Source organism: Burkholderia sp. BCC0322 (assembly GCF_902833045.1).
Classification (GTDB): domain Bacteria; phylum Pseudomonadota; class Gammaproteobacteria; order Burkholderiales; family Burkholderiaceae; genus Burkholderia.
The window spans coordinates 369,243-383,886 of the sequence record NZ_CADFDU010000001.1; the positions used below are offsets into that span (position 1 = coordinate 369,243).

Here is a 14,644-nt window from a genome sequence, read left to right on the forward strand (position 1 = left end):
CACGAATCGTGAACAAATCGCCGAATCTCGACGACCTGCGCGTGTTCAGCCTGGTCGTCCGCCTGACCAGCTTCAGCGCGGCCGCCGAGCAGCTCGCGGTATCGCCCGCCTACGTCAGCAAGCGCATCGCGTTGCTCGAGGCGCAGCTCGGCACGCGCCTGCTGCATCGTTCGACGCGCCGCGTGACGGTCACGGAAGCCGGCGAACGCGTGTACGCGCGCGCCGAGAAGATCCTCGACGACGTCGATCATCTCGTCGAGGACGTATCGACCACGCGCACGGTGCCGCGCGGCACGCTGCGCATATCGAGCAGCTTCGGCTTCGGCCGGCACGTCGTCGCGCCGGCGTTGCTCGACTTCACCTCGCGCTATCCGCAGTTGAACGTGCGGCTCGATCTGTTCGACCGGCTCGTCGATGTCGCGGGCGAAGGCTACGACCTCGATGTGCGCATCGGCGACGAGATCGCCGATCACCTGATCGCGCGCCGCCTCGCCGCGAATTACCGCGTGCTGTGTGCATCGCCCGACTATCTTGCACGGCGCGGCACGCCACGCTCGCTCGCGGATCTCGCGTCGCACGACTGTCTTGCGATCAAGGAGCGCGATCACCCGTTCGGCGTGTGGCGGCTGAACGTGCGCGGCGAAACGGCCACTGTGAAGGTCGGCGGCGCGCTGTCGACGAACCATGGCGAGGTGGCCGTGCAGTGGGCGCTGGCCGGCCGCGGAATCGTGTTGCGCTCGATCTGGGAAGCCGCGCCGCTGATCGAACGCGGCGCATTGTGTCGCGTGCTGCCGGATGCAATCCAGCCCGCGAACATCTGGGCCGTGTATCCGGAGCGCGTTGCGGCGTCGGCGAAGGTGCGCGTCTGCGTGGATTTTCTGGTGGAGACGCTGGCCGGTTTGAATGCCGCCGCGGGTGACGAGACGGCCTGAAACCGGCTAAAGGTGAGCTTTTACGGGAGCATGCGCGGAACGTCGGCAGGCACCCGTTTCCGGCTCGCAATCGCGTCGCGCGCTGGTAGCGACCCCCTTGCATCGACGCATCGGCGGCCGCGCTTTGCCGGGCCGGCCGACGAGGGTGCTCGCACGTGCCTTATGCCGCTTTCGCCACGTCTGCCGCACCGAGCATCAGGTCGAGATTCTGCACGGCAGCCCCGGATGCCCCTTTGCCCAGATTGTCGAACACGGCGGACAGCAGCACCTGGCCGTGCTCGGCATTGACGAACACGCCGAGCCGCAGGTCATTGGTGCCGTTCAGCGCTTGCGGATCGAGATGTGTGATCGCTTGCGTGTCCGCGAGCGGCGTGACGTCGACATGACGCGCGTCGGCGTAATGGTGCGCAAGACACGCATGCAGCTGCTCACCGGTCACGCCGGCAGGGAGCAGCCGCAATTCGATCGGCACGGTGAGCACGATGCCTTGCCGATAGGCACCGTAGGCCGGCACGAACATCGGACGATGCGTCAGGCCGGCATGCAGCCGGATCTCGGGCACATGCTTGTGTGCGAGTGCGAGGCCGTAGACCTGCAGCGGTTTCGTGCGCGTGGCGCCGTCTGATTCGAATGCGTCGACGGCAGCCCGCCCGCCGCCCGAGTACCCGGAGACGGCATGGATGCTCACCGGGTAGTCACGCGGCAGCAGGCCGGCCTGCTGCAGGGGCCGCAGCAACCCGATCGCGCCGGTCGGGTAGCAGCCCGGATTGGTGACACGCCGCGCGTGCGCAATCGCCTGCGCGTGCCCGTTCGCCATCTCGGGAAAGCCGTAGACCCAATCCGGCTGCGTGCGATGGGCCGAACTCGCGTCGATCACGCGTACCGCCGGATTCCGGATGAAGCCGACCGCTTCGCGCGCGGCCGCGTCGGGCAGGCACAGGATCGCGATGTCGGCTGCGTTGATCGCTTCGGCGCGCCGCGCGGGATCCTTGCGCTCGGCATCCGGCAGCGTAACGAGCTGCAGGTCGTCGCGCCCGCGCAGGCGTTCGTGGATCAGCAATCCGGTCGTGCCTTGATCGCCGTCGATGTAGACAGTGGGCTGGCTCATGATGGTCGCGTTCCTTCGGTTCGGTCGTCGGGAAAGCCGTATCGTCCGCCGAACGCCTAGAATAGGAAAAGTTGAATTTACTGACTGCCAGATTCAGTTTTCTTGAACGAGAGGTGGGGAATGCGCGAGATCAGCCTGGACCGCCTGCGCACGCTGGTCGCCATCGCCGACCAAGGGTCCTTTGTCGCCGCGGCGCAATGGCTTCATCTCGCGCCGCCGACCGTCAGTCTTCACATTGCCGAACTGGAAAGCCGCATCGGCGCGCCGTTGCTGTCCCGCACGCGTGGAAACGTACGGCCGTCGGCCATCGGCGAAGTGCTGGTGGAGCGGGCGCGTCGCCTGCTGGCCGAGGTCGAATCCACGCTGGACGACGTGCAGCGGCAGGTGCAGGGGTTGACCGGGCGCGTACGCCTCGGCGCATCGACCGGCGCGATCGCGCACCTGCTGCCGCAGGCAGTGGCCCGGTTGCGCGAGCAGCATCCGGACATCGATGTCCAGATCGCGGTGCTTACTTCGCACGACACGCTGGCGCGCATTGCGCAGGGCACGCTCGATATCGGACTGGTGGCGCTGCCGCAGGCGGCGGTCGCCGGGTTGTCGATTCGCGCGTGGCGGCGCGATCCGGTGATGGCGTTTCTGCCGGCGGACTGGCCGCTCCCGGCGCGCGTCACGCCCGGCTATCTGGCCGCCCGTCCGCTGATACTCAACGATGCGACCACCCGCCTGTCGCGGCTCACGACCGAATGGTTCGCGCTCGGCGGCCACCGGCCGGAGCCGCGGATCGAACTCAACTACAACGATGCGATCAAGAGCCTGGTCGCCGCGGGTTACGGCGCGACGCTGCTTCCGCACGAGGCGGGCGCCCCGCTACCCGACGCACGCATCGTCATGCGGGCGTTGCGCCCGGCGTTGTGGCGGGAACTGGGTATTGCGCATCGGGCGGGGCCGGTCGAACGGGCGACGCAGCACGTGCTCGATGCGTTGTGGGCGCTGAAGGTGCGATAGCGCGTGGAATGCGGGACAGCCGGCGCGGCGGTTCGTACCGCACGCCGATACGCATCCACCGCGCGCCGTCTCAGAGCCGGTTGTCCTTCGCGAGCGTCAGCACGCGTGCCCAGCGCTGCGCATCACGCTTGTCCATCATCGGCAGCTTCCATTCGCCGCGCACGGCATCGCGCACGCGCACGACGAGATGCCAGCGGCCGCCGATCGGTGCGGCCTGACAGCCGTCGAGTTGCGACAGCGTATAGCGGCCGTCCGCGCCGTCGTGCGACAGCCACAGCAGCCCCTGCGTCGCGGACACACGGAGCTCGCCCCACGCGCGATGCACGACGTGGGTCCAGCCTTCTTCCTTCGTATTCGGTGCGATGTCGCGGCGGCGCTTGATCCACCACGCGACCAGCGCGATCAGGATCGCGGCGGCGAGCACGGCGGCCGCGATTGCGACCGGCTGGCCGAACTGCGCGGCGATGACGTGAAACAGGTGAACCGCGCCCCATCCGGCAGCGATGAGCGCGAACAGTGCAATGAAAATCGGCATGGCTGATCGGAGAGGAGGACGGACCGGCGCATGCATCGCGCCGATCCGTCGCACACGGCATTACCGTTTGCGGTGAATGTCGTGCGTCACGAAGCCCGAGTCGTTGTTGGGCAGCGCGAGGCCGTCCTTGACCGCGAGCGTCTTGCGGATGTCGTCGAGACCCGCGGACCAGTGGTCACGCATCGTCGACAGACCGAACTGATAGTCCTTGTAGTGATGCTCGTACGCCTTCTGCTGGTAGATCAGGTGCTGGATGTTGTACTTCTTGCTGCACGACATCGCATCGGCCTCGATGCACCACGGATCCGCCTTGCGCTGCTCTTCCGGCACCTGGTCGAGCACGTGGCGCAGCACGTTGCGGTAGCGTTGCTCCCGCTGCAGCGTGTCGGTGACGAAACGCGTGCGGCTCGAATACTGCACGTCCTTCGTGCGTTCGGCGACGTCGGCCATCGTGCGCGGCAGCGGCCCGCGTGCACTCCACAGATCGACCTGGAACGCGAGCGTGTCGCGACGCGGCCGGGCGCGGAGCACTTCCATCAGCGGCGTGTTCGACACGACACCGCCGTCCCAGTAGTACTCGCCGTCGATCTCGACCGGCGGGAACGCGGGCGGCAGCGCGCCGGACGCCATGAAATGCTCGGGCGCGAGACGGATGCGCGAGTTGTCGAAGTACACGAAGTTGCCGGTACCGACGTTGACCGCGCCGACCGACACGCGCGTTTCGCCCGAATTGATCCGGTCGAAATCGCACAGCTTCAGCAGCGTCGCGCGCAGTTGCGACGTGTCGTACCAGCTGATCTTCTCCGGATGATCCGACACGCCCGGCAGCGGCGGCGGGAAGCGCGGCACGAAGAAGCCCTGCTGGCCCTGCATCATCGCGCTCGCGGCCTGCGACGCGGTGAAGAACGTGCGGATCTGGTCGATGCTGTTGAACAGCGCGAACTCGAATGCGGCCGGAATCGTCGGGAAGAACGCCGGCTTGCAGATCGTCTCCCAGAACTCGCGCAGCCGCTCGACACGATGCTCGGGCGCGTTGCCCGCGATCAGCGCGGTGTTGAGCGCGCCGATCGAGATGCCCGCGATCCAGTCGAGCGGAATGCCCGCCTCGTGCAGCCCTTCGAACACGCCGGCCTGGTACGCGCCGAGCGCGCCGCCGCCTTGCAGCACGAGCGCGATCGTCTCGTACGGCAGCGTGCGCGCGGCGGCCGGTGCGCCGGCCTCGTGATGCAGGTCCGCCGCATCGACGGCCTGCTTTTCGGTGCGGGCGTGCGGCTTCATTGCATGAACCAGCCGTGGCTGACGATGAACGACTGGCCCGTGAGCGCGGCGCTCGGGAAGGCCGACAGGAACAGCACCGTCTGCGCGACGTCCTGAACGGTCGTGAACACGCCGTCGACCGTATTGCCGAGCATCACCTTCTTCACCACCTCCTCCTCGCTGATCCCGAGCTCCTTCGCCTGCTCCGGAATCTGCTTGTCGACCAGCGGCGTGCGCACGAAGCCCGGACACACGACGTGCGAGCGCACGTTGTGCTTCGCGCCTTCCTTCGCCAGCACGCGCGCCAGACCCAGCAGGCCGTGCTTGGCCGTCACGTACGCCGACTTCAGCGGCGACGCTTCGTGCGAGTGCACCGAACCCATGTAGATCACGACACCGCCGCGATCGTCCTTGTACATGTGCTTGAGCGCGGCCTTGGTCGTCAGGAACGCGCCGTCCACGTGGATCGCCTGCATCTTCTTCCAGTCGGAGAACGAGTAGTTCTCGATCGGGTTGACGATCTGGATGCCCGCGTTCGACACGAGGATGTCGACCGAGCCGAACGTTTCGGCCACCTTGTCGATACCGCTGTTCACGGCGTCCTCGTTCGTCACGTCCATCGCGACGCCGATCGCCTTGCCACCCGCCTTGACGATCTCGTCGGCAACGGCGTTCGCGCCGTCCTGGTTCAGGTCGGCGATCGCGACGGCCGCGCCCGCCTTCGCGAGCTCGAGTGCGATTTCCTTGCCGATGCCGCTCGCGGCGCCCGTGACGACTGCGGTCTTGCCATTCAGGTTGCTCATGTTCGAATTCCCGTGGTGAAAGGATTGACAGGGAGAAAGGACTGCGGACGTGTTACTGAGCCAGGTAATCGTAGACGACTTCGCCGAGGCCCAGTGTCAAATCTGCGACCAGGTGGCGGGCTTCGACGATTTCGAGCACGGGCAGGTCGGCCACGGGCGCGAGCGCGTGCGGCGCCAGCTCGAGCGATGCGGGGCCCGTCCATGCGCCCTTCATCTTGATGTCCTGCATGTAGTAGCGTACGAGTTCGCAGACGCGCGCGGTGCCGTCGACGTGCGGGATGATCTTCAGCAGGAAATTGGGGCCGGCGAGACGCTTGGTCTGCTCGTCGATGTCGAGTTCCTTGTGCTTGTAGCCCATCGTGCCGGTGGCGACGCGCACCTTGCCGTAGTCGAGCGTGCCGAGGAGGTGGTCGGTGTTCACGTGCAGCGTGGGCGACGCGAGCTTCTTCGGGAAGCCCCACAGTTCGCGGCCGCCGGCGATCGGCGGGTGATCGTCGAGATACATCGCGAGCGTATAGCCGCCCGGCTGGCCGTTGTATTCGACGGGAATCACCTGGCCGCTTTCGGTGTAGTCGCCGAAGCCGGTCGAATCGGCCATGCGGATGAATTCGTAGTGGACGAGCGGCTCGGTGACCTGCAGCGGCTCGGGGACGATTTCGCGGAGGCGATCCGGATCGGTGCGATACGTGATGATCAGAAACTCACGATCGACGAAACGGTAAGGGCCCATCGGGAAGGCAGGGCTGGTCAACGGCATCGCAAACGCTTTCGATCGGACATCGCTGGGTTTCATGCGGACTCCTTGTTGTTGATCGCTTCGTGGGTGAGTGCTCGTAAGCTCGTAATGCTATGCCTGTGCGTTGCCGTTGTGCGATGCCGCATTTGGAATTAATTGTTGCCGATTTCGAAGCATTCGCAGCGTAAATATTGAGATGAATGACGCAAACGGCCTGGACGGCACCCGGCGTCCCGATGTTTCCACGCGTCGATGACGCCGCGATGTGAAAAAGGTGAGCCTTTACGGGAGACGGTCGCGCGGGAATGTGACAATTATGTGAACTTGTGTTGCGGTGCAGGCTCTAAGTGCGTTCGCCGCGGCGGGCTTCGTCGCGTGCGGCCACCCCCGTGCGGCCACCCCCGTGCGGCCACCCCATTAAGCATCGCTTAAGCGCGTGCGTCTTAGCATCGTTCGTATCAGGCCGGGCAACCGGCCGATTTTTTACGCCCCACGCAACCGGATTCATGCAGACCTTCAATCTCACCCTCTTTTCCGCCATCAACGCCGGGGTTGCGCCGCAGCCGGGCGTTGCCCGCCTCGCCATCTTCGCCGCCGACTGGCTCGTGTACGCGTTGCCCGCGATGCTGCTGCTGACCTGGCTCTTCGGCGCACGTCCGACGCGGCGCCAGGCGATCGAAGCCTGCGTCGGCGTGTGCGTGGCGCTCGCGCTCGCGCAGATCATCGGACATTTCTGGTTCTCGCCGCGCCCGTTCATGGCCGGCGTCGGCACGCAACTGATTCCGCACGCGCCGGACAGCTCGTTTCCGAGCGATCACATGACGTTCGCGTGGAGCATGGCGGTCGGGCTGATGCTCGCCGGCACGACCCGGCTCACCGGGTTCGTGATGGCCGCGATGGCCGTGGCGATTGCATGGGGACGTATCTATGCGGGCGTGCACTGGCCGTTCGACATGGCGGGCGGCGTGCTGGTCGGCACGGCCGGCGCGCTGGCCGCGCACCTGTATGGGCACCGCGTGACCGCGCTGCTCGAACGGCTCGGCGATTCGGTACATGCAGTCGTGATGGGCCGCCGGCACGCGCCGTAAGCGGCAGGAGATCGGGTAGGACGCCGTCACCCGGGTGTCTTGGCAGATTCGGCCGATGCGGACGGGCCGCCGCCCGCATCGTGCAGTTCAGGCGTATCGGCCGGGTGTTGCGCGGCGTCGCGATCGAGTGCGCTTTCCTTCAGGATCGCGCACATCGCGACGAACAGCGCGAGTACCACCGCGGCAAGGCCGCAATAGCCGGCGATCTTCAGGTTGCGAAGGAACGGCGACGCGTGGCTTTCTTTTGTCATGACCGGGCGCTCCTGGGCGGGCTGCGGCGGCTGTCGCCCGACAGCGGCGTCGCTCACACAGATATATACCAGTCGCGATAGCGGTGCCAAGCCCGCTAGTGCGCCGGCGCCACGATTGTGTCATCGGCCGGTCAACTTCAATCGGGTACCCCTTTCCCGGGTACCCGCGTCCATCAGTCTTCCAGCGTTTCGTGCACGGCCGCCGCGCCGCGCTTCCAGTAGGCCGCCGCGCGGATGCGCGACTTGTCGACGCCGCGCTCGCCGGTCAGGTGCTGGCGTACCGCGCGCATCGACAGCGCTTCGCCCGCCGCCCACACGTAGCCGTCGCCGGACGGCGGCAGAGGCAGGTCGCGCACGGCATTCAGCAGCACGTCGCCGCCTGCCGCGTCGGCTTCGGCGCGGAAGCGCCAGATTTCATGCACGTCGGCGCGCGTGTCGAACCCGATCTGCGCGGTGCGATCCGCGACTTCCAGCACGACGGCCACGCGCGCACCGGCCGGCAACTCCTCGAGACGCCGCGCGACCGCCGGCAGCGCCGTATCGTCGCCGATCAGCAGGTGCCAGTCGAAACCAGTCGGGACGACGAACGAACCGCGCGGACCGCCGATGCCGAGCCATTGGCCGGCGCGTGCCTGTGCGGCCCACTGTGACGCGGGGCCCGGGTGGTTCAGCACGAATTCCAGATCGAGTTCGCAGGCGGCGCGGTCGAAGCGGCGCGGCGTGAAGTCGCGCGCGACCGGCTTCGGTTCGCCTTCCGGAAACTCGGGACCGTTCGCGCCGAGCGTCGGCAGCACGGGCCGTTCAGCGCCGGGCGGCGGGAAAAATACCTTCACGTGATCGTCGAACGACGCGGATTCGAAATCCGCGAGATCGGGGCCGCCGAGCGTGACGCGCAGCAGGTGCGGCGTCACGGCGTGCACGCGCAGGACCTGAAGCAGGCGGAACTTGAGGGGGTGGCGCACGCGGGTCACGGTGCGCTCGGATGTGTTCTGCATCAATCCGTTTTCCTGATGGTTTGACGGGGCGGCGCGGCTTACGCGCCGGCGCCGCCTTCGATTTCGGCCGTTGCGCGGCGCATGATGGCCGCGATGCGGCGCTGTTCGTCGGCGTCGGCGGCGCTCTTGTGCAGCAGCGCGCGCTTGAGCGCGAGGCGTGCCTCGACGAACTCCGGCAGCCAGCCTGCTTGCGCTTCTTCCTGCGTTTCGTTGCCCGCCGATTCCCCGGCGAACGCGCGGCGCATGAATTCCATCTTGCGCGCGAGGTGCGTGAGGCGGGCGAACAGCGTGTCGACGCGTTCGCGCTGCGCGTCGAGATGGGTGCGGCCGGCGTCGGTCAGCGCATAGCGCTTGCGGTTGCCTTCCGCCTGCGACGCGACGAAGCCGACTTCTTCGAGATACGTGAGCGCCGGATACACCATGCCGGGGCTCGGGCTGTAGAAACCGTTCGAACGCGTGTCGAGCGCCTTGATCAGCTCGTAGCCGTGGCTCGGTTGCTCGGCGACCAGCGCAAGCAACAGCAGCTGGAGATCGTCGGAGCTGAACTGGCGGCCGCGCGGCATGCCGTCGTCGCCGAAATCGCCAAAGCCGCCGCGCCCGCCACGGCCACCGAACGGGCCGCCACCGAATGGATCGTGGCCGCGACGGTGGCGGCCGATCGCATGCCAAAGACCGGCGAACCAGTCCGGGCGAGCATGCGCACCATGACCGTCGCATCGGGCATGGCCGCGGGAGAGGGTGTGTCGCATGATCGAGTCCTACATGTCGTAAAACATATCTAAAGATATATTTCGAAAGATAGGTCGTCAAGGGGATTTATTGGGGTTGGATGGTGGGGTGGGGTGTGTAGGTTGGCAAATGCAGGGTCTCAATGGCCGATATCGGCGACCGGTGCGGCCTGTCCCCTTCATGATTGCGGGCTCCCTCGACGTGTCGGCCTGCATCCCGGATGTCGTCATCTTCACGCCCACGCCTGTCACCGGACCGACCGGCGTTGGGATGGATGCAAATCATCCAGTAAGCGGCATTTTTCGACGCTTTACGTCGAAATTGCCGGTCCTTGAGATTTTTTTAGTCGCACCGAGACGATATGATTTCTTCAGCCCCAACATCGTCGGCCAATCCATGAAGCGCGCCAGCATCGCGGCGACGCGGCCCCGCAAGCACGAGAGAGTTGTATGCCGGACACGCCAATCGTCATCGTTGAACACGCCCGCAGGCGAACCGCTCAAGTCCGGGCCGGCGATGTCCCCGCCGCCTTGCAGGATGGTCCCAAGTGGGTGTGCAGGATCGTCCCGGATCACGCACCGAGGTCCCGCGAAGGGCACCGATCCGCTGCACGCGCGGCTGAAATGCTCGGCCGACTGAAGCCTGCGAGCGTCGTGTTGACGGACCCTGTCCCGAGCGCCGGCGGCTGGCTGGCGCGCTCGTCGACCGATGAGGCCGGCCGGTGCCGCGCCTATGCGCATCTCGGTGCGAACCGGATCCTCGAGATGGTCGGAATGCCGGGTGTCGGCCCGTGGCTCGACGAGCACGACACCTGGTGGCCCGGCGCGTACGAGTTGCCGCTGCTCGAACAGTTGGCCGCGAACGAATCGCCTCTGCGCGACCTGCTTGATGCGACTGCACCCGCTCATTTGCTGATGAGCCTGACCGAAGTCGACGGCACCGCACTCGTGACCGAATCGGACGATGGCATCGAGCGTCCGTTCCGTATTCCCGCGGGTGTGGATACGGTCCATTTCGCACCCGTATGCATCTGCGGGCCCGTAGCGCAGTGGCGCGAAACGCTCGTCACCGCGTTCGACCGCGTCCGGCATCTGGTCGGGCTCAGATCGGCCCGACCTTTCTATCTTTGACGCAAGCACCCGCTTTCCGGCAGGCCACGCCATGACCGATGCACTCGACTCCTTCGACCGCAAGATCCTGAATATCGTCCAGCGCGATTGCACCGCGACTGCGGACGCCATTGCCGAGCGGATCGGCCTCTCCACGTCGGCCGTGCAGAAGCGGCTGAAGCGCATGCGCACCGAGAAGATCATTTCGGCGGAAATCGCCGTTGTCGATCGCGCGGCGGTCGGCAGGCCGATGACATTCATCGCGGCGATCGAGATCGAACGCGAAAACTACGAGACGGTCGCCAGGTTCCGCGAGTGGTCGAAGGCGCATGACGAAATCCAGCAGATCTACTACGTGACCGGCTCCGTCGACCTGATCGCGATCATCACTGCACACGACGTCGAGGCGTACGACCGGTTGTCCGCGCGGATCATGCAGAGCAACCCGATGATCCGCCGGATCAACACGAACGTCGTGCTGAGCGCGGTCAAGGTCGGGCTGTTCGTGCCGGTCGACAAGGACGGCGACGACGAACCGACGGCCGCCTGACGGAGTTGTTTCGCTCGGGAACTGGCGATTCGCCCGTCCCGCATGACAAACCGCAACGGGTGACTGCCTGAATCGGGCGAAACGACTAATTTGAAAATCGATTCGCATCACTAACCTGTGTCATGTGGTCAATGAACAGGAGATGATCAAGATGGAACTCAAACTGGCACTGGTCGGTTTCGGCGGAGTCAATCAGGGACTGGTCGAACTGCTCAAAAAGAAGCGCGCGATGCTGGGTGCGGCGGGACTCGACGTATCGGTGACGATGGTCGCCGACCTGCGGCTCGGGATCGCGACGAATCCTCGCGGCATCGCGCTGGACGTGCTCGACGAAACCGCTCGGCGGGGCGTCGATGCCGAAGCGCTGCGCCGCGATCCCGGCACGCTGGTGTCGCCGGACGTCGGTCTCGCTGCGGTGCTGAAGGCCATCGCATCGGACCATGTGGATGTCGTCGTCGAGGCGACCTTCACCGATCCGAACACCGGTGAGCCTGCGCTGTCGCATTGCCGTACCGCGCTCGAATGCGGCAAGCACGTGATTACGACCAACAAGGGGCCGATCGCGCTCGCGCAGCCGGCACTGGCGCGGATCGCCGCGCAATCGGGTGCTTGCGTGATGTACGAGGGCACGGTGATGAGCGGCACGCCGGTGCTGCGGCAGCTCGCGACGTCGCTGCGCGGCTGCGACATCAACGGCTTCGCCGGCATCCTGAACGGCACGTCGAATTACGTGCTCGGCGAGGTCGAGGCCGGCGCGAGCTTCGATGCGGCGATCCGGGATGCGCAGCAGCGGGGCTATGCGGAGGCGAACCCGGCGGCCGACGTCAACGGTTCGGACGTACAGCTGAAAGTCGTCATTCTGGCGAACGCGCTGTGGAATGCCGGCCTCGAGCGTGGCGACGTGACGTGCCGCGGCATCGTCGAGCTGACCGAGCACGACGTGCGCGCGGCGGCGGCGGAGCGCATGTCCTGGCGCCTGATTGGTTCTGCCGTCCGGCATCCGGACGGCACCGTGACCGCGAGCGTCGAACCGCGCAAGCTGCCGGCCGGCCATCCGCTGCTTGCCGCGAACGGCGTGACGAACGCGATCACGTTCGACACCGACGTGCTCGGCGGGGTGACGATCAGCGGGCCCGGTGCGGGGCGCGAGGAAACGGCGTTCGCGATCCTCTCCGACCTGATCGAACTCGCGGACAGGATCGGCGCAACTGCGCACGAGGTGGCCGCATGAGCGCGCGCGATGCGGTGATGACCGACTGCACGGGAGCCGGCATAGCCGATGTCCGGTCGCCGTATGACGGCTCGATCGTCGGCCAGGTTCGGGTGTCGCGTGCCGACGCGGCGCCGGCCCTCGTCGAGCGCGCGCTCGACGGCGCGCGTGCGGCCGCAACCATGCCGCGCAGCCTGCGGGCCGACATCCTGTTTCGTGCCGCTGCGAGCGTGGAGGCACAAGCGGAGACATTTGCACGCAGGATCGCGCTCGAAGCGGGCAAGCCGCTGCGGCAGGCACGCAAGGAGGTCGCGCGCTGCGTGAACACGCTGCGCCTGTCGGGCGAGGAAGCGAAACGACTCAACGGCGAGACGATCCCGTTCGACGGCTATCCGGGCTCCGAGGATCGCAGCGGCTACTACACGCTCGAACCGCTGGGCGTGATTCTCGCGATCACGCCGTTCAACGACCCGCTGAACCTCGTTGCACACAAGCTCGGACCGGCGATCGGGACCGGCAACGCGGTAATCCTGAAGCCCTCGTTGCTCGCGCCGCTGTCCGCACAGGCGCTCGTCGAGGTGCTGTGGGAAGCCGGTGCGCCGCGCGACGCGCTGCAGATCGTGCATGGCGGCGCGGATATCGCGTCCGCTCTGGTGCGCGACCGGCGGATCCGAATGGTGACCTTTACGGGCGGCCCGCAGACCGGCGAGGCCATCACCCGCGATGCGGGACTCAAGAAGGTCGCGATGGACCTGGGCGGAAATGCACCTGTGATCGTCATGGCCGACTGCGACCTGAAGGATGCCGCCGAATCCTGCGTGTCGGGCGCGTTCTGGGCGGCGGGGCAAAACTGCATCGGCACACAGCGGATCTTCGTTGCCGAGGCCGCGTATGAGCCGTTCGTCCGGTATTTCGTCGAACTGACCGGCAGGATGGTCGTCGGCGATCCGCTGGACGACGCGACCGACATGGGGCCGATGATCGGGGAGGAACAGGCGATCCGCATCGAACGTTGGGTCGACGAAGCCGTGTCGCGCGGTGCGACGGTGCTGACCGGCCATCGGCGGCGCGGCGCGCTGTATGAACCGACCGTGCTCGCGGATGTGCCGCACGACGCGCGTGTCTGGGCCGACGAGGTATTCGCGCCAGTCGTGACGATCGAGAAATTCGCCGACCTGCACCACGCGTTCGACGCGGCCAATGCGTCGGAGAGCTGCCTGCATGCCGGCGTGTTCACCAGCCGCCTGGAGGTGGCGCTCGACGCGGCCGAGCGCCTGCAGGCGGGCGGCGTGATGATCAACGATTCGTCCGATTACCGCTTCGACGGCATGCCGTTCGGTGGTTTCAAGCATGGGTCGCTGGGCCGCGAAGGCGTTCGGTTCGCGATGACGGAAATGACGCAGCCGAAGGTGGTCTGCTTCAGGCGCAACCGGCGGCTGTCGAGCTGATGCGCAAGCGCCGGCGCCTGGCGGGCCGGCGCGGCGCGAACCGGAGCGGTTTGAGCAACGTATCGAAGAAGGAGTCGAGGATGCCAGCAGCAATTCCTGCATGCAAGCCGGCGGCGGACGCGCTGGTGGTCGAGGATATTCACAAGTCGTTCGGCGGTGTCGAGGTGCTGAAGGGCATCTCGCTGACCGCGAGGAATCATGAGGTCGTGTCGATCCTCGGCAGTAGCGGGTCGGGCAAGAGTACGTTCCTCAGGTGCATCAACTTGCTGGAAATGCCCGATCGGGGCCGGATTTGCGTGAACGGCGAAACGCTTGCGTTGAAGCAGGCAGGCCGCGACGGCGCGCGCGTCGCGGCCGATGCGCAGCAGGTGATGCGCGTGCGCCGCAAGCTCGCGATGGTGTTCCAGCAGTTCAATCTCTGGGCGCACATGACCGTGCTGCAGAACGTGATGTTCGTGCCGGTGCGCGTGCTTGGCGTGCCGAAGCGCGACGCCCGCGACAAGGCGATCGCGATGCTTGAGCGGGTCGGGCTCGCCGGCAAGTGCGAACACTATCCGAACCAGCTGTCGGGCGGCCAGCAGCAGCGCGTCGCGATTGCACGTGCGCTCGCGACCGATCCCGACGTGATGCTGTTCGACGAGCCGACGTCCGCGCTCGATCCCGAGCTCGTCGGCGAAGTGTTGAAAGTGATGCGCTCGCTGGCCGACGAGGGACGCACGATGCTCGTCGTCACGCATGAGATGGGGTTTGCACGCGAAGTCGCGAACCGCGTCGTGTTCGTCCACCAGGGACGAATCGAGGAAGACGGCAGTCCCGATGAGGTGTTCGCGAGCCAGAAATCGCCGCGTTTCCAGAAGTTTCTGTCCAGCATCATCTGATGCGGATTCA

16 protein-coding genes are annotated in these 14,644 nt (G+C 66.3%); 8 read left to right on the forward strand and 8 right to left on the reverse strand.

Features of this window, described 5'->3' with window-relative positions; all coding sequences use genetic code 11:
- The first annotated feature begins 8 nt into the window (after positions 1 to 8).
- Complete coding sequence (locus HWX39_RS01705) at positions 9 to 932, forward strand: LysR substrate-binding domain-containing protein (protein WP_175965280.1); 924 nt, start codon at positions 9 to 11, stop codon at positions 930 to 932.
- A 160-nt stretch (positions 933 to 1,092) separates the two neighbouring features.
- On the opposite strand, the gene argC is transcribed toward HWX39_RS01705, so the two are convergent.
- A complete protein-coding gene (gene argC, locus HWX39_RS01710; RefSeq protein ID WP_175965281.1) occupies positions 1,093 to 2,040 on the reverse strand; it encodes an N-acetyl-gamma-glutamyl-phosphate reductase in 948 nt (315 codons plus the stop codon).
- Positions 2,041 to 2,160: 120 nt separating this feature from the next.
- Between argC and HWX39_RS01715 the strand changes: the two genes are divergently transcribed.
- Positions 2,161 to 3,045 (forward strand): LysR family transcriptional regulator, encoded by an 885-nt coding sequence (locus tag HWX39_RS01715; protein WP_175965282.1) that lies wholly within the window; start codon positions 2,161 to 2,163, stop codon positions 3,043 to 3,045.
- A 70-nt stretch (positions 3,046 to 3,115) separates the two neighbouring features.
- Here HWX39_RS01715 and HWX39_RS01720 read toward each other — a convergent pair whose 3' ends face one another.
- Genes HWX39_RS01720 through HWX39_RS01735 form a run of 4 tightly spaced genes read right to left on the reverse strand, consistent with a single transcriptional unit; the run spans position 3,116 to position 6,433 of the window.
- Entirely contained in the window at positions 3,116 to 3,580 is a 465-nt protein-coding gene (locus HWX39_RS01720) for a hypothetical protein (RefSeq protein ID WP_175965283.1), read from the reverse strand.
- Positions 3,581 to 3,640: 60 nt separating this feature from the next.
- Positions 3,641 to 4,858 (reverse strand): patatin-like phospholipase family protein, encoded by a 1,218-nt coding sequence (locus HWX39_RS01725; RefSeq protein ID WP_175952800.1) that lies wholly within the window; start codon positions 4,856 to 4,858, stop codon positions 3,641 to 3,643.
- Positions 4,855 to 5,640 (reverse strand): 3-hydroxybutyrate dehydrogenase, encoded by a 786-nt coding sequence (locus tag HWX39_RS01730; protein ID WP_175952801.1) that lies wholly within the window; start codon positions 5,638 to 5,640, stop codon positions 4,855 to 4,857. Before HWX39_RS01730 ends, HWX39_RS01725 begins: the two co-directional genes overlap by 4 nt.
- A gap of 52 nt (positions 5,641 to 5,692) precedes the next feature.
- Positions 5,693 to 6,433, reverse strand: coding sequence for an acetoacetate decarboxylase (locus HWX39_RS01735; RefSeq protein WP_059238261.1), 741 nt, complete (start codon positions 6,431 to 6,433; stop codon positions 5,693 to 5,695).
- A gap of 449 nt (positions 6,434 to 6,882) precedes the next feature.
- On the opposite strand from HWX39_RS01735, the gene HWX39_RS01740 reads away from it, so the two are divergent.
- Entirely contained in the window at positions 6,883 to 7,464 is a 582-nt protein-coding gene (locus tag HWX39_RS01740) for an undecaprenyl-diphosphatase (RefSeq protein ID WP_175965284.1), read from the forward strand.
- 26 nt (positions 7,465 to 7,490) lie between these two features.
- Here HWX39_RS01740 and HWX39_RS01745 read toward each other — a convergent pair whose 3' ends face one another.
- The 3 genes from HWX39_RS01745 to HWX39_RS01755 form a co-directional block, all read right to left on the reverse strand.
- Complete coding sequence (locus HWX39_RS01745) at positions 7,491 to 7,715, reverse strand: hypothetical protein (RefSeq protein ID WP_089446765.1); 225 nt, start codon at positions 7,713 to 7,715, stop codon at positions 7,491 to 7,493.
- 173 nt (positions 7,716 to 7,888) lie between these two features.
- Positions 7,889 to 8,710: a siderophore-interacting protein gene (locus HWX39_RS01750; protein ID WP_175965285.1), complete on the reverse strand. Its 822-nt coding sequence runs from the start codon at positions 8,708 to 8,710 to the stop codon at positions 7,889 to 7,891.
- A 38-nt stretch (positions 8,711 to 8,748) separates the two neighbouring features.
- Positions 8,749 to 9,459 carry a PadR family transcriptional regulator gene (locus HWX39_RS01755; RefSeq protein ID WP_175965286.1) on the reverse strand — a complete coding sequence of 237 codons (711 nt, stop codon included), beginning with the start codon at positions 9,457 to 9,459 and terminating at the stop codon, positions 8,749 to 8,751.
- A gap of 429 nt (positions 9,460 to 9,888) precedes the next feature.
- Between HWX39_RS01755 and HWX39_RS01760 the strand changes: the two genes are divergently transcribed.
- The 5 genes from HWX39_RS01760 to HWX39_RS01780 all read left to right on the forward strand — a co-directional run bounded on the left by HWX39_RS01760 (position 9,889) and on the right by HWX39_RS01780 (position 14,634).
- On the forward strand, positions 9,889 to 10,569 hold the full coding sequence (locus tag HWX39_RS01760) for a hypothetical protein (RefSeq protein WP_175965287.1): 681 nt from the start codon (positions 9,889 to 9,891) through the stop codon (positions 10,567 to 10,569).
- Between the two features lie 31 nt (positions 10,570 to 10,600).
- Positions 10,601 to 11,098, forward strand: a complete 498-nt coding sequence (locus HWX39_RS01765; RefSeq protein ID WP_175965288.1) for an Lrp/AsnC family transcriptional regulator — start codon at positions 10,601 to 10,603, stop codon at positions 11,096 to 11,098.
- Between the two features lie 151 nt (positions 11,099 to 11,249).
- Positions 11,250 to 12,329, forward strand: coding sequence for a homoserine dehydrogenase (locus HWX39_RS01770; RefSeq protein WP_175965289.1), 1,080 nt, complete (start codon positions 11,250 to 11,252; stop codon positions 12,327 to 12,329).
- Entirely contained in the window at positions 12,326 to 13,756 is a 1,431-nt protein-coding gene (locus tag HWX39_RS01775; RefSeq protein WP_175965290.1) for an aldehyde dehydrogenase family protein, read from the forward strand. The genes HWX39_RS01770 and HWX39_RS01775 overlap by 4 nt, the downstream gene beginning before the upstream one ends.
- An 80-nt stretch (positions 13,757 to 13,836) precedes the next feature.
- Positions 13,837 to 14,634 carry an ATP-binding cassette domain-containing protein gene (locus tag HWX39_RS01780; RefSeq protein WP_175965291.1) on the forward strand — a complete coding sequence of 266 codons (798 nt, stop codon included), beginning with the start codon at positions 13,837 to 13,839 and terminating at the stop codon, positions 14,632 to 14,634.
- Positions 14,635 to 14,644: the final 10 nt, after the last annotated feature.